Raw genomic sequence first — 18532 nt, forward strand, 5'->3', positions numbered from 1 at the left:
CAATAAATAACTTAGAAAAATAAAAACTTTTACGATTCTTTTAGTTAAATATTTTTTTACTTAATCTTTTAGTTACTTTCGTTTGAGAGAGTCTTATTGCATAATTTCTATTAATTGTTGCACGCTCTCTTCATAGCTAATTGCCTCATTGTAACTTTGCTTTAAATATTCTTCCATTTTCTCTTTTTTAGCTATGGCTTCATCCAAATCCTTATCACTTCCTGCCTGATAAGCTCCAATTCTAATTAACACTTCATTTTCTTTGATAGCAGAATATAAGCGACGAAACTTCCTTGCTGCCTCTATATGCTCTCCAGTTGCTACATCACCCATTAACCTTGAAGCAGAATTTAAAATATTAATCGGGGGATAGATTCCAAAATCCGTCAAAGAGCGGTCTAATACAATATGTCCGTCTAAAATACTTCTACTTTGGTCTGCAATCGGGTCGCTCATATCATCACCTTCCACCAATACCGTAAAATATGCCGTAATAGAGCCGTGTCCTTCCTCCTTGCCTGCTCTTTCCATTAATTGAGGCAAAAGCGTTAAAACAGAGGGTGGATAGCCCTTGCTTGTTGGTGGCTCACCAAGCGCAAGCCCAATTTCTCTTTGTGCCATCGCAAAACGCGTTACAGAATCCATAATAAATAAAACATCTTCACCTTTTGCTTTAAAATATTCTGCAACACTCATTGCGGCAAACGCACCATATTTTCTCATCAAAGGCGAATCATCACTCGTAGCGACTATAAGCACCGTGTTTGTCAAATCTCCCCCTAAATTTTTCTCCACAAACTCCGGCACTTCTCTCCCACGTTCTCCAATAAGCGCAATCACTTTAATCTTTGCAGTTGCACCACGCACAATCATTCCCATAAGAGTAGATTTTCCAACCCCACTTCCCGCAAAGATTCCTAGTTTTTGCCCCTTACCACAAGTCAATAATCCATCAATACTTTTCACACCCACACTAAACACTTCATTAATCATACCACGCCGCATTGCTGCAATAGGGGGACGAATAATGGGCATTGCACCTTCTGCCTTTAAAATCCCCTTGCCATCTATGGGTTCTCCTAACGGATTAATCACTCTTCCAAGCAATTCAGGACCGATAGGAATCTGTAATCCGCGCGTGTTTAGATAAACCTTATCTCCCACTTTCATACCTTCAATAAAAGAAAAAGGGGTGATTTTAAAATTATCTTTTTCTAATGCTGTAACCATACCCATTGCACTATTGTCTTCACCTACAATTCGCACAATATCACCAATATGCGGAATCAACCCATCTGCTGATAAAAATCCCTGTTCTACTTTAACAATTAAACCAAATGCGGGAGACAGATTTAGACCATTTAAACGCTCTTTTAGATTTTGTAGGGACATTATTAGGGCTCTTTTATTTTGATTTCAACGAAGTGAAATTTTAATATATTTTTACTAAAATTATAACTTCAAAGAATCAAAATTCGTTTTCTTTTGTTTTAGTTTTACTTTAAAGGATAAAAATGCCAAAAATCAGTGTATTTGGCGGTGGAGCTTGGGGGAGAGCCCTACATCTCGCCTTTAGCAAAACAAATCATTGCTCCATTGTTTCGCGTAAAAATTTAGGAATAGAATCGCAAATTTCATCACAAGCCGCACAAGAAAGTGAATTTTTTATTGTTGCGATTGCGAGTTCCGCTTTACATTCTTGGCTTGCAACCTCACCCTTACCAGCAAACTCTAAAATTCTAGTTGCCTCCAAAGGAATCGCACAAGGACAATTCGTAAGTGAGATTTTTGAATCTTTTTATCCTCAAAGCAAACTTTGCTTCTTGGCTGGACCAAGCTTTGCCAAAGAAGTGCAAGATTCGCTTCCCTGCGCATTAAATATCCATTCCAAAGAAATTTGTTATGCCAAAGAATGGTTACAATTGTTCCCGAATTTTATCAAGCCCTATGCGTGCAATGATGTCATAGGAGGTGAAATTGGGGGAGCTTACAAAAATGTCATCGCGATTGCAAGTGGAATCTGTGAAGGAATGAAACTCGGAAACAATGCGCGTGCTTCACTTGTGGCACGAGGACTTGTAGAAATGACACGTTTTGGAGAATATTTTGGAGCTCAAGATTCTACATTTTTAGGCTTATCTGGTGCGGGAGATTTATTTTTAACTGCTAACTCAATGCTCTCACGCAATTTTCGTGTTGGAATCGGATTAGCATCGGGTAAATCTCTAATGGCTGTCTTAGAAGAGATTGGGGAAGTAGCAGAAGGAGTAAAAACTTCTAAAGAAATTTACTTAATGAGCCAAAAATATGGAATCTACACACCTATCGCCCAAGAAGTCGCATTAATTATGGATGGCAAAAGTCCAAAACAAAGCTTGAATGATTTAATGAAAAGCTAAAAATACGAGAATAAATAAAAAATTTAATAAAAAAATTGAAAGATTTAAAAAAATAGCAAATTACAAAAGAGCCAAATGCACTCAAAAAAAATGGAGTGCAAATCTATCAAAGCCCTAAAAAGGGCGAATTTAGAAAGTGCGCTTCAAAAGTTCTTCTGGACGCAAAATAGTAATGATTCTATCGTCTCTTTTTCCGACACCATAAATCAAGCTTTCATCTTGACTGATTGTCTCTGGTGTTGGGTCAATATCAGATTCTCTGATTCGCACTGCCTCTGTTAAGCGGTCAATAACGAATCCAGCACGTTCTTCTTGATTACGAATCACAATATAACGTGTATCTTCTGTTGGTTTTTCGTAAGGTAAGCCAAATTTTAGGCGCAAGTTAATTAATGGAACAACCCATCCACGCATATTAAACACACCAAGAACATAATTAGGCACTCCGGGCACTCTTGTATATTCTAAGGGTTTAATAATCTCTTGAATACTCAAAATTGGCACTGCATATTCTTCTGAACCAACCACAAAGGCAACAAGCTGAATGACATTTTCTGTCTCGACAGGTGGCTTTTTTTGTTCTTGTTGTTTTTGTAAAACATCTTGTAATTGATTACTCATTATTCTGTTACCTCCACAGTTAGGTTAATATTTCGTTTGACAACATTCATCAAATATTCTGGTGAATAAGGTTTCGTAATATACTCTGTCATTCCTGATTCTACACCACGCATTCTATCGGTTTTACTAGTTCGGCTTGTAACTGCCATAAGCGGTAAATTTTTAAACTTAGCATATTTACGAATCTCTGCTGCTAGTGTGTAGCCGTCCATTTTCGGCATTTCAATATCAATCAAAACAGCATCAAAATGTTTATCGCCATTTTTAATAATATCTAATGCCTCAACACCATTTGTCGCTTCTGTTAAAGTGATGCCTAGTGGTTTTAGAGATTTTTTCATTATTGCTCTATCTGTCATAGAATCATCTACAATTAAGACTTGATAATCACTTGGAGAAGTTTTTTCACGTTTTGTATCGCTTTCTTCTTTGAGCTTATTAATGCTGACTTTAACTTGTTTTGCCATTTGCATCATTGCTGCAATATCCACAATCAATGTTACTCTACCATCGCCACGAATTGTTGCACCTGCGATTCCTTCAGTTCCTTTCAAATAAGAACCTAAAGATTTGATAACAACCTCTTCTTGTCCGATAAGAAAATCTACGATAATACCAATTTTATTTTCCGCCAAACCAATCACGACAACATAGGCTTGTTCTGAATCATCAAAAACAGAATCCACACCAAAAATATCTGCTAAACGCACAAGTGGCAATACTTCATTTCTTAAGCGTAAAACACTTTTGTTTTCCACTGTGTAAATTTCATCTTGCGAGATTCTAACTGTCTCAATAACTGAAGCAAGTGGAATCGCATAAAATTCTTCTTGCACACCAACAAGCAAAGATTGAATAATTGCCAAAGTAAGAGGAATTTTAAGCTTCAAAGTAGTGCCTTCACCATGAACACTCTCTACATCAATAATACCATTAAGTTTTTCAATATTAGTCTTAACGACGTCCATTCCAACTCCGCGTCCACTTACATTGGTAACGACTTTAGCAGTTGAAAATCCTGCTCTAAAAATTAATCCATAAGCTTCTTTATCTGTCATAGAATCCGCTTCGCGCTCACTGATAAGACCCTTTTCTACGGCTTTAGAACGCAACACATCGGGATCCATTCCCTTACCATCGTCTTTAATCTCTACAACAATATGATTCCCCTCATTATAAGCTTTAAGCTCAACTGTTCCTTTCTCTGGCTTGCCTGCTGCGGCTCTGTCCTCTTTAGATTCCACACCGTGGTCACACGCGTTTCTAATCAAATGCACTAATGGGTCGCCGATTTCCTCTACGATAGACTTATCAAGCTCTGTTTCCTCTCCACTGATAACCAAATCTATTTCTTTACCAAGGTCTCTTGAGAGGTCACGCACCATACGAGGGAATTTATTAAACACCCTACCAATTGGCAACATTCTTGTTTTCATAACTGCAAGTTGAATATCTGTAGTTACCATAGACACACTCGCAACAACTTGGTTAAGCTCTTCTAAGAATTTTTCTCCCTCATAACGTTCTTCCACATCATTGTAGATTTTAATCAAGCGGTTTTTACCAAGAACAAGCTCACCAATTAGATTCATTAAACTATCAAGACGCTTAACATCTACACGAATTGTTTGTTCCATAGCAGTAGCTGGCGCTTTGCTTTCCTCGCCTCCTGAACGTGGTTTTGCGGCTGGTTTAGCAGGAGCTGGCTTTGGCGCAGCCGCGGCTGCAGGTTTGGGTGTGGCTGCAGGTGCTGGTTTAGGAGCGGCAGGAGCAGCTGCTTCTCCAACTTCTCCTGGAGCCTGCACATCATCTAATTCACCTTTCGCACGTTTTTCTTCACGTTTTTTCTTATCCTCTTCTTGTCGTTTATTAAGCAATCTCTCAATTTCTTTTTCTACTTCTTCAGGAGACATATTGGCATAGTCTGGCTCTGGCTCATCTGCGGCTGGTTCTGGTGCTGCAGCTGCTGGTTCTGCCGCAGGTGCTTCTGCAGGAGCTGGCGCAGCTTGTGGAGTTTCACCTTTTGAAATTGCATCTAATCTCTCAACTACACCTGCAATATCTCCATCTAAACCTGTATTAGCGTCTGTTCCTGTGTCTCTAATTGCATTTAATAGTTTTTTCATAAAGTCAATAGATTCCAAAACTACATCCATAATATCTGGAGTAATCGCTAATTCACCATGTCTTGCTTTGTTTAATACATCTTCCATATGATGTGTTAAATGTGTTAGCACTGAGAAATTCAAAAATGAACCGGAACCCTTAATGGTGTGAGCTACCCTAAAGATTCTATTTAATAGGTCTAAATCGTCAGGGTTATTTTCTAATTCTACCAAATCTTGGTCAAGTTGCTCAACCATTTCAAACGCTTCAATTAGAAAATCCTCTAGTATTTCTTGCATTTCATCCATAATTATACCTTTCCTTAAAAATAAAATTTACGCTAATTGCTGCTGTATTTATTGACAATTCTTGTAATTTCATCGTGAAATTTATTTCCATCAAATTTCACAAGATAAGATTCCGCACCTGCCTCTTTACCTCTACTCTCGCTAAACTTATCGCTAATAGAAGAGCTAAAAACAATCGGAATCTTAGCAAATCTTGGGTCTTCTTTCACTTTAGCCGCAAAGTGGAATCCGTCCATTTGAGGCATTTCAATATCAGAAATGATAATCTTAAGTTGAGAGATTAGATTATCTCCATAATTTTCATAAAGTTTATCAAGCTTTTGAAGTCCCGCTTCTCCATTGCTTGCTTCTGCTACATCAAAGCCCATTTTCTCTAAAAACTCTTTTAAGATTTTTCTAGCAATCGCACTATCATCAAGCACAAGGGCTAATCCACTAAATTTATTATATGAACGTTCTGCACTCATTTCAGGATGATAGAATCCTAAATCTTGGACAATGCTTTCTAAATCCAAAACCAACAAGACTTGGTCTCCCTCAATCCTTGTAACGCCAGTAATTTTACTTTTATCCATATTAGCTTCTATAGAAGAACTAAAATGTGCTGGCTCAATGTCTTTCCAATTAATTCTACGAATTCGTTTTGCCTCATGCACAATAAAGCCTATCATAATATTATTAAATTCCGCAATAATCACGCGTGGTTTAATTTTTTTATTCTTAGGAACTTCAACATTCATCCATTTTGCAAGGTTAATCACAGGTATAACAACCCCTCGCAAATCAAAGATTCCCTCTATATAGTCAGGCACTCCCGGCAACTCTGTAAGTTCTGGCAAGCGAATTATTTCATTAACTTTTGCAACATTAATTCCGTAAATCCCCTCATACAATTTACCTTTTTCAAGTTTATGAATTCTAAAATCTACCAACTCCATTTCGTTGGTTCCAACTTTTAGAGTATCATCACGTTCAAAGTTTGACACCTCATAACTCCTTTTCAATTAAGGATAAACAATAATTTGTATATTCTACAACAAAATACTTTTTTTTACAAGCAAAAAAAGGTAGCCCTATGTAATTCATTTGATGAAATTTTACATTTTTACCCCAATGAAAATGCCCTTCTATAATATAAGAATCGTTTGAAATATTTAAGTTTTTTTTATATTTATTAACGCGTAAAAGTGCTAATTTATCGCTATCAATAAGTGATTTATTTATATTTTTTGTCCTTTGTTTTTGCTTCTTTTTGTTTTGTAAATAATGCAAGATTTGAGGATACAGAAAAAAAGAAAAAAAATCTAAAAATTTAATAAAAAAATGTTGGCGAATCATTTTGGTATAAAATGTGTAATGCCAATTCAAAAATATATCTCCGTGTGCCAAATAAGCTTTCTTTTCTCCAAAGTCAAAACAAACAGGTTGGGCATTCAATGGAAAATAACGAATATTTTTAAAATAAGGAATTTGTGATAATAAAAAATCGTGATTCCCTTCAAAATAATAAATTTCGTGCTTGAAAGACAACTGCTCTAACAATTCAAGCGTTTTTTGATTATCTTTCAAAGTTTGCTGAACACTACCAACTAGAAAATCAAAAATATCTCCCATAAGAAAAATCTGCCGACTAGAAAATTGCAAAAGCTCTTGAAACACGGAATCCAAAGTATTTTGGTAAAGGCTATGATGGTGTGAATCAGCAATAAAAATTGCTCCTTCTTGAATGTTGAAATCCTCTTGTGCCATTTTGATTTTAAATACTAAGGAGCATATGCAATTTGTGGTAATCCTAAGGATTCTTCTAATCCAAACATTAAATTAGCATTCGCAAGTGCTTGGGAGCTTGCACCGCGCAAGAGATTGTCGATACTTGAAGTAATAAATAGATCTAAGCCATCGGTTTTAGCAAAAATATCGCAAAAATGTGTGCCAGCGACATTTTTAATTTGAGAGCAAGTCGCTCTAACACGAACGAATGGTTCATTATTGTATTTAGTTTGCAAAACCTCTAATGCCTCTATCGGCTCTTTTAAACGCGCATAAACAGACACTAGCATACCGCGTGTAAGCGGAATCAAATGTGGAACAAAAAGTGCCTTTAGATTCTCTTTACCAAGCTTTTTTAATTGCTCATTAATTTCAGCAGAATGGCGATGATTGATAGGAGAATACGCAAAAAGATTCTCATTAATCGTTACAAAATGAGAGGTTTGCGCTAACTTTTTTCCCGCTCCACTTACTCCACTTTTTGCATCAATATATAGTGTATGATTCAAATCCAAATAAGAAATAAAAGGCAGAATCGCCAGCAAAGAGGCTGTGGGGTAACAGCCTGGATTAGCAACCAAGCTTGTTTTGGTAATTTGTGAGCGATTATATTCGGGTAACCCATAAACTGCATTTTTCAGATTCTCTTTATCCAAATGCGTACAATAATTCTCCTCATATTTTTCTAAACTCAAACGATAATCCGCCGATAAATCTACAATCTTAACACCCTTATCATAAAGCCCTTTCACATATTCCATTGCCTTTTGATGTGGCAAGGCAAGAAAAACCAATTCACTTTCTTGTGCAATTTGTGCCAAGTTTGCTTCCGATACAGGCAACTTTACCACATCTTTCAAGCAAGAATGCAAAGCAGATAATTCTTGATGATTTTCGCTAGCATAAACTGCATTTAGTTCAAATACAGGGTGGTGAATTAAAAGTTTTACAAGCTCCAGTCCCGTATAGCCACTGACTCCAACAATGGAAGTTTTAATTTTCATTTTTTCCCTTTTAATTTAACTGATTTTATCCACTTTAAAATATTCTTACTTCTGAAGCTCACAATGCTAGATTCTTTATCCACCGCCCATAAAGGTAAGACATTCTATAATATCATTTTCTTTTAGAATAAAGGAATCCCACTTCTCTTGTTTGACGATTTCAAGATTAATCGCAACAGCCACACTTTTGGATTCTATTTTGTATTCTTGCAACAATTCCAAAATATTTTTGGATTCCGTATGGATAATATTTCCATTAAGTTTGATTTGCATTTTCCACTTCTTTAAAAAATAATTGAATTTGTAATTTTATGATTTTTTATTGAAAAATTTATAAAAGAATTCCACTTTGCTCACTTCCTCTCCACGCGTAACAAAAAATTCGCCTTTCTTGAGATTCCGCCTTATCGTGCTTCCAGCACCGATGAGACAATCGTCTTCAATCACCACAGGTGCTACTGCTTGCGAATCACTCCCAATAAATACATTTTTTCCAATTATTGTTTTATGCTTACCCTTGCCATCGTAATTACAAGTAATAAAGCCCGCGCCAATATTTGTCCCGCTTCCTATTTCGCTATCTCCAATATAACTTAAATGTCCCGCTTTGACGCTCTCTAATTGGGATTTTTTCACTTCTACAAAGTTTCCAATATGCGTATTTTTTATCACGCTCTGAGGACGCAAATGCGCCAAAGGTCCCACATCGCTAGATTCTATAATGCTAGATTCTATAATACTTTGTGCTTTAATATGAGAATTGATGATTTTAGAATCTCCACAAATGCGAACACCATTTTCTACCACACATTCGCCAACAAATTCCACACCCTCTTCAATATAAATTGTATTAGGCAAACACATCAAAACACCTTTTTTCATCCAAGATTCCTTGATACGCTCACCCAAAATTTCTTCCGCTCTTGCAAGGTCTAATTTATCATTTACGCCTTTAAAATTTGTAATCTCCACAAATAAGGGCATAATCGTTACAGAATCCCTCCTTGCAAGTGCGATAATATCTGTCAAATAATATTCTTTTTGCGCATTATTATTATCCAAATGTGGCAGATAAGATTCTAAAATTTCGCGGTTAAAACAATAAACCCCTGCATTTAATGTGTGAAGTGCTAAAATTTCTGCGCTTGCGTCTTTTTCCTCTATGATTTCTTGCACTTGATTCTCGCGGATAACAACGCGTCCATAACCATTTGTATTGGGCAAGTCAAGCACACTCATTATAATATCAGAATCCAAGTGCGTAAATTTTACTAATTCCTCTGCTTGCACTAAAGGCATATCACCATTTAAAACCAAAACTTTCTTATATTTTGGTATATAATTTTTAAGCGCACCGCCTGTTCCTGGAAAATCTACCAAATCCTGATATAAAAAGTGAATTTTATCTCCAAAATATTCTTGCATTTTTTCTTTAATTAACTCTGCTTCAAAACCCAAAATTACACAAACATCATCACTTAACTTCAAAGATTCTTTGATACTATAAAATAGCATTTCACGCCCACAAATTTTATGCAAGACTTTAGGGGTATTAGACTTCATACGCGTGCCTTTACCAGCCGCCAAAATCACAATGGATAAGGAGTTTTTATTCATAAGCTAAAGATTCCACTTTTAAAGATAATTTAAACAAATTTTAACACAATAAAGTTTAAAATTTATATTTTAAAATCAAATAAAAATTATTTTCTTAAGGTTTAATTTTCTAAATTTTGTAAGGAAGCGCAAATATGGATTTAGGGTCAGTTGCAGGAATTTCGTTATCACTTATACTTTTAGGCACAGCAATGGCACTTGGTGTAGGGATTGCACCCTACCTTGATGTTCCCTCTATTCTCATCACCGTTGGAGGCTCTATCACAAGCTTATTGATTGCCTACAAAATGGAAAGTATGAAAAAGTTTTTCACTTACTTTATGATTGCTTTTAAACCTCAAACTTTTGATGTCCCGGGACTCATCAAAAAACTTGTAGATTATTCCACACAAGCAAGACGCGATGGAATCCTATCTTTAGAACAACAATCCAACCAAGAAGAAAATGAATTTTTGAAACGTGGATTAAATATGGCAATTGACGGTGCAGAGCCTGATAGTATTCGGGATTTGCTAGAAACCGATATGGACAGAACACTTGAAAGACATAAAGATAATGCAGGTATTTTTGATACTTGGGCAGCGTTTGCGGGTTCTTATGGAATGCTTGGAACGCTTATCGGACTTGTTGCGATGCTTTTAAATATGTCTGACCCTGCTTCCATTGGACCTGCGATGGCGGTTGCCTTGCTGACTACATTTTATGGCTCATTTGTTGGAAATGTTGTAGGCTCACCGATTGCAAATATTCTAAAAGTGCGCGCAGCAGATGAAGCATTGGTTAAACTTTTAATCATTGAAGGGATTATGTCTATTCAAGCGGGTGATAACCCGCGCGCACTTGAAGCAAAATTGCTGACATTCTTGCCGCCAAATCAACGCGTTAGTCAATTTGAATAAAGACTAAATAAATGGGAAAAACTCGTTGTCCGCCTTGTGATTGTCCTCAAGTTCTGCCGCTTTGGCTTGGAACTTATGGGGATATGGTTACATTGATTCTAACATTTTTTATTTTGATTCTTTCTATGGTAACTTTTGATGCTAAAAAACTCACAGAAGCAGAAGGAAGTATGAAAGGTGCAATGTCCTTGTTAAGCGGAGGAATCAAAACTGAGCCAGACAATACGAGAATCCAACAACAAGCCGATATGACAACAGAACCAGAAAGTGCGGAAGAAGTCAAAAAAATTGAAAGTGAGATTTTGGATTTCAAGGAAAATGTTCGCGTCTCTTTGGGACCCTCTAATATCGTAGATGATGGGAGCGAGGGCTTTATTTTGCGCTTTAGCGGTAAATTGCTATTTGAAAAAGGCGCAACAACACTCCACAACGAAGAGGAGGTTCTATTCCTTAAAAGGCTTGCATTGATTTTGCAAAAAATGCCCGCTAATTTGCACGCAGATGTGATTGGCTATACCGATAATTCCCCCATCACTCCTACAACGAAATACAAAGACGATATGGGTTTAAGCGCACTTAGAGCATTAAGCGTCTCTAAAATCTTGATAGAAAACAAAGTCAATCCCAAAAAACTTACTTCTCTTGGAAATGGGGCAAGTAATTTTGTTGTGCCAAACACAAGCGAAGAGAATCGTTCAAGCAACAGACGCGTAGAGTTTAGGTTTTATCCTGATGATAAACTTTTGCATAAGACACAAAATATCTTGGACAGAACGATTCAACAAAATATTATCCAAGAAAAAAATATCCAAGAAATTGCGCCAAACCAAGAATCCAACACGCAAGAAAATGAAATTCCACAAAATAGCACGATTCAATCACAACAATTTAACACGAATCCTTATGCTTTGGCATTTTTAACAAGGAAGTCTTAGTGGGGCGATTCTTATTTCTTTTGCTTTTTAGTGCGCTCTCGCTTTTTGCAGCACCGCCGCAATTACCTCAAAGCCCCACAATTCCAACCGTGGATTTAACACTCACCGCACCCACAGAACCCGGTGATTTGGTTACAACACTCAATATTGTTGTTGTTTTAACTCTACTTGTTTTAGCACCTTCTTTAATCCTAATGGCAACAAGCTTTGCTAGAATCCTTGTTGTGCTTGCTTTTTTGCGCACTGCAATGGGAACACAACAATCCCCACCCACACAATTATTAGTTTCCTTTGCCTTAATTTTAACATTTTTTATTATGGAACCCGTCGCCAAAGAGGGTTACAATCAGGGCATAGCCCCTTATATTGCCAAAGAGATTCCCTATGATGAAGCCTTTTTGCGTGCTTCTCAACCTTTTAAAGATTTTATGATTCGAAACACGCGCCCCAAAGATTTAGCATTATTTTATCGCATTCGTAATATTGAAAACCCGCAAAGTGCGCAAGATGTGCCACTAAGCATTGCCTTGCCCGCTTTTATTATTAGCGAAATGAAAACCGCCTTTCAAATTGGATTCCTACTTTATTTGCCCTTTTTAGTTATTGATATGGTCATCAGCTCCATTCTTATGGCAATGGGAATGATGATGTTGCCTCCCACAATGATTTCATTGCCCTTTAAGATTCTTGTTTTCATTCTAGTAGATGGCTTCAACTTGCTGACAATGAATCTAGTGCAAAGTTTTCGGTAGCAATGGCTTGTAAATATCTTGGACTTTGTGGTGGTTGCACAGAAGTAAGTTTAGAATCCAAAACAACGCAAGCAAGCCTTTTATTAAACCTAAGCAACTTTGAGATTTTCAGCAGTCAAGATTCAGGTTTTAGGGCGCGCGCAGAGATTGGAATCTATCATCTTGACAACAAAATCCATTTTGCAATGCGTCGCTTGAATCCGACAGACAAGAAAGAATCCCGCTTTGTTCTTATAGAAAATTGTCCCAATTTACTTCCAAAGATTCAGCAAACCTTATTTATTTTAAAAGATTTGCTCAATACAGCTGAATTTTATGATTTTACAACCCGTCTTTTTAGTTTAGAGATTCTCTCCTCTCAAACCAATGCGATTCTTTTAACCTTGATTTATCACAGAAATTTAACAGAATCTTGGAAAAAAGAAGCAGAAAATTTACGCCAAAAGCTGCAACTTGCCCTAAATCTTGAAATTCATCTCATAGGACGCTCCAAAGGCGTAAAATGGGTTGTGGGCAAGGATTATTTAATAGAATCCTTAAGAATCCTTGATAAAACCTATCTCTATCGCTATTTTGAAGGAGCTTTCACGCAGCCTAATCCTCTTATCAACACACAAATGATTACTTGGATTTTGCGACATTTGGAGGACTCTAAGACGCAAGATTTGCTAGAAATGTATTGTGGTTGCGGTAACTTTACGATTCCGCTTGCACAAAAATTTCGCAAAGTGCTTGCCACTGAAATCTCCAAAACCTCTATCCAAGCGGCACAATTTGCAACACAAATCAATCAAATTTCAAATATCCATTTCGTTCGCTTAAGCGGAGAGGAATGCAAAGAAGCCCTAAATAATGTGCGAAAATTTCATCGCTTAAGAGAAATTCCTTTGGATTCTTTCTATTTTGGTGCAGTATTGATTGACCCACCACGTGCTGGTTTAGGAGCAGAAATTTGTTATTTTTTGCAGAGATTCCAAACAATTATTTATATCTCGTGCAATCCTGTAAGCCTCAAAAAAGATTTAGAGATTCTCACACAAACACATACGATTCTGCACACCGCCTTTTTTGACCAATTTCCCCATACGCACCATTTAGAATCTGGCGTGATTTTAAAGAGTAAATCCTAATCAGTAAGGTAAGAAAATGAAAGCTTATCGTGTTTATCAGGTAGATTCCTAAAAGTAAATTTTATGGAAATCCTGCGGGTGTTGTTTTGAATGCTGATGGCTTAAGTGAAACACAAATGCAGCAAATTGCGCGAGAATTAAACAATTCAGAAACAGCCTTTATCCTCTCCCCTACCGCTAGTCATTATGATATAGAAGTGCGATTCTTTACTCCTACAAAAGAAGTTCCCATCTGCGGACACGCAACGATTGCTGCGCACTACATTAGAGCCTTAGAACAGGGAAAAATAGGAAAAGTTTTGCAAAAGACAAAAGCAGGGATTCTGCCTGTGGATATTGCACAAGAAAACAATGATTTTAGCATTACAATGACGCAAGGAACACCACAGATAGAAAAACCGCTTAATGCGTCCATTGCAAGTAAAATCATTAATAGCTCAGGAATCCAACCTCAAGACATTAGAGAAGATTGCCCAATTGCAATTGCCTCCACAGGACATTCAAAGGTTATGATTGGCATTAGAGAAAGTGAGCAGCTAAACGCCCTAAAGCCAAATTTAGAGGCTTTAAGCTCCATTAGCGCGGAGATTTCTTGCAATGGATTCTACATTTTCACGCTTCATTTGGGTGAGATTCCATTTGTGCGCGGGAGAATGTTTTCCCCCGCAGTTGGTATTGCAGAAGACCAGGTTACAGGAAATGCCAATGGAGCTTTGGGTGCTTATTTGGTTCATTATGGAATCGCAAAACATCTAGAAACCCCAAACAATCTCTCCTTTGAGATTCTACAAGGAGAAGCTATCAAAAGAATAGGTGGAATGCGTGTGAATATAGAGATTCAAAATGGAAAGCCTATTTTAGTGCAAATCACGGGACAAGCAGTTGTTTGCTTTAAGACAGAAATTTACATTTAATTTTACCAAGCACAACGCCTCTAAAAAACTTAAAAATTACCCCTCGTATCTCTCTGCCTTATCCCCTCATATAATACGATTCCAACGCTTGTTGCAAGGTTTAAACTACGCGCATTATTCTGCATTGGAATCGTGTAGCAAAATTCTTGATTTGCCTTTAAAATTTCCTCTTTTATTCCCGCGTCTTCGCGTCCAAAATGCAAATACGCACCACCGCCCAAAGGTGCTTGATAATAAGGACATTTTGCCTTAGTTGTCAAATAAAAATGCGGAATTGGCAACAATGCAGAATCCCAAAACTCTTCTGTGTTTGCCCATTCATAGACTTCCAAATCTTTCCAATAATCCATTCCGGCTCGCTTGAGTTCTTTTTGCGAAAGAGTAAAGCCAAGCGGATAAATCAAGTGCAATACAGAATCACTCGCAAAACAAAGGCGTCCAATATTCCCTGTGTTTTGTGGAATGCGCGGCTCGTGCAAAACAATATGAAAACGCATATTTTTATCCCTCAATATTCAATGGAGAAGTTGGAGGAGAATTTTGCTCTTGCGATTCTGTATGCGTAGAATCCTTAGAATCTTTTTGGGCTGTTTTATGGGGGATACTTTCGGAATGACTTGCCGTTTTAGTAGGTTTTTTCAAGGGAGATTCCACATTGCGTGTTTTGGGCAAAGGGGATTCTTGCTTATGATACATTCTCGCACTTTGGGATTCTTTTTGCGCAGTTTCTTGATGAGTGTTTTCTTTGTTTTCTAATTCATCAGAATCTTTTGATTTTTGACATAGCAAACCACCCTTACTACAATCTTGCAAAAACTGCACTTTAGAATAAATTGTCTCTCCCTTAATCAAAGCCTTAAAAATCAATGCGAGTGCGGACGCATTGGTTTTGCAAAATTTACTCAAGTGGTATTTAATAATCCCTATGCGAATTGCGCAAATTGCTTCAGATTTTTGCTTTTCTGATTTATTGCATTCTTTCTCATTTGCCAAATCTTCTTGTTTTTTCGCAACGAAATCTTGCATTTTCTCTCCAAAAAAGAGAAATTATAACATATTAAGAACCTTTTTTAGCAAGCTCTATGCGCGCTTTTTTACGATTCAAAGCTTTCTCAAAACGTTTTTTCTCTGCTTCAGTTTTTGGCTCTAGTGGCGGAGCTTTGACAGGTTTGCCATTTTCATCTACACATACCATCGTAAAATAAGCACTATTTGTATGCATAACGGTGCGCTTGTGAATGTCTTCAGCAATCACCTTAATGCCCACTTCAAGTGAGCTTGTGCCTGTATAATTTACGGAAGCCAAAAAGGTTACAAGACTTCCCACTTCAATTGGATATTTAAAGGTTACGCTATCAACCGACAAGGTTACGACATATTTCCCACAATAGCGCGAAGCACAAGCATAAGCCACTTGGTCAAGGAGTTTAAGCAAATCTCCTCCATGCACCCTACCCTTGAAATTCGCAACCGCTGGAGTCATTAAGACAGACATTGTAAGAGACTTGATGTCAAAGACGTTTTCCATATTATCCATTATAAACTCTCCTAAAAATTTAAATTACGTTTATCTTAACATTTTTTTGCAAATTTTAAATAAAAAGTATCAAAAAAATTTAACTTTTTATCCAATTTTTATCATTTTATACACATTTTATCAAACGATACGCTAAAAGTGTGAAGCTATGTTACAATTTGGATATTTTTTGATTTTAGAGGATTTTAAGATGAAAGTAATCATTACAGGAGGCGGAACAGGAGGACACTTGAGTGTCGCGAGGGCATTTTTAGAAGAATTCCACAAACAGGGCTTTGAATGTCTTTTTGTTGGCTCTCTTAATGGTCAAGACAAGGCATATTTTGAATCCGATTCTCGCTTGAGCAAAAAATTTTTCTTGCAAACTTCTGGTGTCGTCAATCAAAAAGGATTCAAAAAACTCCAATCCTTATGGCAGCAAGCCAAAGCACTCCAAAATGCGATTGGAATCTTAAGAAAGGAAAAACAGATTGACTTTGTCTTGTCTGTGGGGGGATATTCCGCTGCACCCACAGCATTTGGAGCGATTTTGCTTGGGATTCCACTCTTTATCCACGAACAAAATGCACAAATCGGAAAGCTTAACAGAATCCTAAAACCCTATGCAAAAATATTTTTTTCCTCTTATTTACCCTCCTCGCCTTTAAGATATTATCCAATTAATCAAACATTTTTCACGCACGCAAGAGTGCGCAAAAACATAAAGAATCTGCTTTTTATGGGGGGTTCTCAAGGAGCTAGAGCCATCAACAACTTTGCGCTAGCTCTCGCAGAAGATATAAAACAAAAAGGATTGCGCATTTACCACCAATGTGGTAAAGCAGAATTCACGCGCGTACTTCAAGAATACCTCAATCTCAATTTAAAGATTGGGATTTTAAAAGAAAATGTAGAATCCTTAAATAATATAGAATCCCAAAAGATACAAATCGGCGCATTAGAGGATTTAGAAAATGTAGATGTTGTGCTTTTTGGATTCAGCACACAAATGCCAGAGATTTTCAAAAAATGCGATTTTGCAATTTGCCGCGCGGGCGCTAGCTCTTTGTGGGAATTATGCGCGAATGGTTTGCCCGCACTCTTCGTCCCTTATCCTTATGCAGCGGGTAATCATCAATATTATAATGCAAAATTCTTAGAGGAAAAGGGGCTTGGATTCTTATGCTTAGAGCAAGATTTGTTTTGCGAAGTTTTGTGGGATAGCTTGGAGCTTCTAAAGAAAGATAAAATTGCGCAGATTAGTCAAGATTTACAAAAAGAATGTTCAGCACAAGCCCTCAAACAAATGAGCGATTGTATCGTGGCAAAACTCAAGTCTAAGAATCCTTAAACTCTCTAAACAAATACCCCAAATCTATGCCATTAAGGGATTTGCTATTATAAAGGTATTCTAAATTTTTTGCACCATCTATCAATTCCTTGCTTTTGATTCCGTGTTCAATAGAAATCTTTGCCTCCAAAAAGGCACTCAAATGGTCGCAATACTTTAAAAATTCACCAAAAATCGGTTGATGGATAGAATCTTGCTGAATCTCTTGCAAAAACTCCTCCCCTTTGCGCGTGCTAAAAATAACTTGATGATTCTTTTTATAGCGATTACTAAATTCGTTTTGTGTATAATACACAATCTCTTGCGCAATAGAATCTGGAACGATATTCAAAATCTTTTCCCGCACAGCCTCTTCTTCAATTTGTTTAATAAATTCGTCCAAACCCTCCACATTTTTCTTAATAGGAGAAATAATATCACGTGTTAAGATTTCTGGCAAATCGTGGAATAATCCGCAAAGAAAATGCTGAATCTGCATTTCCCTAGAGAATCCTAAATCATAACCCAAAAGATAAGCACAAAGCGCAACAACAAGAGTGTGTCCAAGCACGGAAGTGCAAGGCACGCGGGGGGTTTGACTCCAACGTTTTTGGAATCGGAGCTGCCCAAACATATCCACAATTTCACGCAATTCCTCATACATTATTTGTCGCACACCCGCAAGATGATAATACTCATGAACTTGCTTATCTAGGGCATTTTTAATATTTTGCACATCATACATCTTTGGGTTGAAATGATAAATAATATCAAACTCCCATTTAGAAGCATAGTAATGAGAAGCTTTTAGAATCTCTTTTTCAATATTATCCACCCCTCCGTAAAGATATTCTTGCATAGATTCCAAAAATCCAAATCCCCTTAAATTCTCCTCCAACTGCACACAGACAAAATCCACAAGTGCCTTGTTGTGGTGTTTGACTAATTTATGAAAAACAGGTGGCTTGATGTCTGTTAAAATAATGCGTTCAAAAAATTCATAACAAAATTGCAAAATCAATCGCTCAAAATCAATCGTGCGTTGATTTTCTAATTGTTCAAAATGTGCAAGCAAATAGGCAATAACAATTTTGTGCGCTTGCTTATCAAGCTCCAAAAACTCTACCGGTGTTGCTTGGTCGTTCCAACGGCGAATGTTTGCCGCGACAAAAATTTTGTGTAAAAGTTCAAATCCTAATCGTGGTTTCTTTAGATTCCCCATATTTCTTTC

General features: G+C 37.0%; 19 protein-coding genes. 7 read left to right on the forward strand and 12 right to left on the reverse strand.

All coding sequences use genetic code 11. The features are described from left to right. Positions 1 to 93: 93 nt before the first annotated feature. Positions 94 to 1392 (reverse strand): flagellar protein export ATPase FliI, encoded by a 1299-nt coding sequence (gene fliI / locus K2N75_RS05755; protein ID WP_297679900.1) that lies wholly within the window; start codon positions 1390 to 1392, stop codon positions 94 to 96. Between the two features lie 122 nt (positions 1393 to 1514). Between fliI and K2N75_RS05760 the strand changes: the two genes are divergently transcribed. Further along, a complete protein-coding gene (locus tag K2N75_RS05760; RefSeq protein ID WP_297679901.1) occupies positions 1515 to 2399 on the forward strand; it encodes an NAD(P)H-dependent glycerol-3-phosphate dehydrogenase in 885 nt (294 codons plus the stop codon). A 129-nt stretch (positions 2400 to 2528) separates the two neighbouring features. Here the strand turns inward: K2N75_RS05760 and K2N75_RS05765 are convergent, their stop codons facing one another. The 7 genes from K2N75_RS05765 to glmU form a co-directional block, all read right to left on the reverse strand. Next, positions 2529 to 3020 carry a chemotaxis protein CheW gene (locus K2N75_RS05765; RefSeq protein WP_115550614.1) on the reverse strand — a complete coding sequence of 164 codons (492 nt, stop codon included), beginning with the start codon at positions 3018 to 3020 and terminating at the stop codon, positions 2529 to 2531. Further along, the gene (locus K2N75_RS05770) at positions 3020 to 5434 is read right to left on the reverse strand and encodes a chemotaxis protein CheW (RefSeq protein ID WP_297679902.1); all 2415 of its coding nucleotides are present in this window, start codon (positions 5432 to 5434) and stop codon (positions 3020 to 3022) included. The genes K2N75_RS05765 and K2N75_RS05770 overlap by 1 nt, the downstream gene beginning before the upstream one ends. A gap of 32 nt (positions 5435 to 5466) precedes the next feature. Next, positions 5467 to 6372 carry a chemotaxis protein CheV gene (locus tag K2N75_RS05775; RefSeq protein WP_297679940.1) on the reverse strand — a complete coding sequence of 302 codons (906 nt, stop codon included), beginning with the start codon at positions 6370 to 6372 and terminating at the stop codon, positions 5467 to 5469. Positions 6373 to 6421: 49 nt separating this feature from the next. Further along, a complete protein-coding gene (locus K2N75_RS05780) occupies positions 6422 to 7183 on the reverse strand; it encodes a metallophosphoesterase (protein ID WP_297679903.1) in 762 nt (253 codons plus the stop codon). 14 nt (positions 7184 to 7197) lie between these two features. Further along, positions 7198 to 8208, reverse strand: coding sequence for an N-acetyl-gamma-glutamyl-phosphate reductase (gene argC, locus K2N75_RS05785; RefSeq protein ID WP_297679904.1), 1011 nt, complete (start codon positions 8206 to 8208; stop codon positions 7198 to 7200). A 75-nt stretch (positions 8209 to 8283) separates the two neighbouring features. Continuing rightward, complete coding sequence (gene thiS / locus K2N75_RS05790; protein WP_297679905.1) at positions 8284 to 8481, reverse strand: sulfur carrier protein ThiS; 198 nt, start codon at positions 8479 to 8481, stop codon at positions 8284 to 8286. Between the two features lie 36 nt (positions 8482 to 8517). After that, entirely contained in the window at positions 8518 to 9825 is a 1308-nt protein-coding gene (gene glmU, locus K2N75_RS05795) for a bifunctional UDP-N-acetylglucosamine diphosphorylase/glucosamine-1-phosphate N-acetyltransferase GlmU (protein WP_297679906.1), read from the reverse strand. Positions 9826 to 9959: 134 nt separating this feature from the next. Here glmU and K2N75_RS05800 point away from each other — a divergent pair, with 134 nt between their 5' ends. The 5 genes from K2N75_RS05800 to K2N75_RS05820 all read left to right on the forward strand — a co-directional run bounded on the left by K2N75_RS05800 (position 9960) and on the right by K2N75_RS05820 (position 14455). Continuing rightward, positions 9960 to 10724 carry a MotA/TolQ/ExbB proton channel family protein gene (locus K2N75_RS05800; RefSeq protein WP_115552180.1) on the forward strand — a complete coding sequence of 255 codons (765 nt, stop codon included), beginning with the start codon at positions 9960 to 9962 and terminating at the stop codon, positions 10722 to 10724. Between the two features lie 11 nt (positions 10725 to 10735). Continuing rightward, positions 10736 to 11659, forward strand: a complete 924-nt coding sequence (locus K2N75_RS05805; protein WP_297679907.1) for a flagellar motor protein MotB — start codon at positions 10736 to 10738, stop codon at positions 11657 to 11659. 20 nt (positions 11660 to 11679) lie between these two features. After that, positions 11680 to 12411 (forward strand): flagellar type III secretion system pore protein FliP, encoded by a 732-nt coding sequence (gene fliP, locus K2N75_RS05810; RefSeq protein ID WP_363318433.1) that lies wholly within the window; start codon positions 11680 to 11682, stop codon positions 12409 to 12411. Between the two features lie 2 nt (positions 12412 to 12413). Then, complete coding sequence (trmA, locus tag K2N75_RS05815) at positions 12414 to 13541, forward strand: tRNA (uridine(54)-C5)-methyltransferase TrmA (protein ID WP_297679909.1); 1128 nt, start codon at positions 12414 to 12416, stop codon at positions 13539 to 13541. 86 nt (positions 13542 to 13627) lie between these two features. Beyond that, positions 13628 to 14455 carry a PhzF family phenazine biosynthesis isomerase gene (locus K2N75_RS05820; RefSeq protein ID WP_297679910.1) on the forward strand — a complete coding sequence of 276 codons (828 nt, stop codon included), beginning with the start codon at positions 13628 to 13630 and terminating at the stop codon, positions 14453 to 14455. Between the two features lie 29 nt (positions 14456 to 14484). Here K2N75_RS05820 and K2N75_RS05825 read toward each other — a convergent pair whose 3' ends face one another. Genes K2N75_RS05825 through K2N75_RS05835 form a run of 3 tightly spaced genes read right to left on the reverse strand, consistent with a single transcriptional unit; the run spans position 14485 to position 15992 of the window. After that, a complete protein-coding gene (locus K2N75_RS05825) occupies positions 14485 to 14952 on the reverse strand; it encodes a tRNA (cytidine(34)-2'-O)-methyltransferase (RefSeq protein WP_297679911.1) in 468 nt (155 codons plus the stop codon). Between the two features lie 4 nt (positions 14953 to 14956). After that, positions 14957 to 15481, reverse strand: coding sequence for a hypothetical protein (locus K2N75_RS05830; RefSeq protein WP_297679912.1), 525 nt, complete (start codon positions 15479 to 15481; stop codon positions 14957 to 14959). Between the two features lie 31 nt (positions 15482 to 15512). Continuing rightward, a complete protein-coding gene (locus tag K2N75_RS05835) occupies positions 15513 to 15992 on the reverse strand; it encodes an acyl-CoA thioesterase (protein WP_115552187.1) in 480 nt (159 codons plus the stop codon). A 190-nt stretch (positions 15993 to 16182) separates the two neighbouring features. On the opposite strand from K2N75_RS05835, the gene K2N75_RS05840 reads away from it, so the two are divergent. Beyond that, positions 16183 to 17322 (forward strand): UDP-N-acetylglucosamine--N-acetylmuramyl-(pentapeptide) pyrophosphoryl-undecaprenol N-acetylglucosamine transferase, encoded by a 1140-nt coding sequence (locus tag K2N75_RS05840; protein WP_297679913.1) that lies wholly within the window; start codon positions 16183 to 16185, stop codon positions 17320 to 17322. On the opposite strand, the gene K2N75_RS05845 is transcribed toward K2N75_RS05840, so the two are convergent. Then, entirely contained in the window at positions 17309 to 18523 is a 1215-nt protein-coding gene (locus tag K2N75_RS05845) for an HD domain-containing protein (RefSeq protein WP_297679914.1), read from the reverse strand. The two genes, K2N75_RS05840 and K2N75_RS05845, sit on opposite strands and share 14 nt — an antisense overlap. Positions 18524 to 18532 lie beyond the last annotated feature (9 nt).

The organism is Helicobacter sp. (assembly GCF_029067145.1).
Taxonomy (GTDB): Bacteria; Campylobacterota; Campylobacteria; order Campylobacterales; family Helicobacteraceae; genus Helicobacter_D.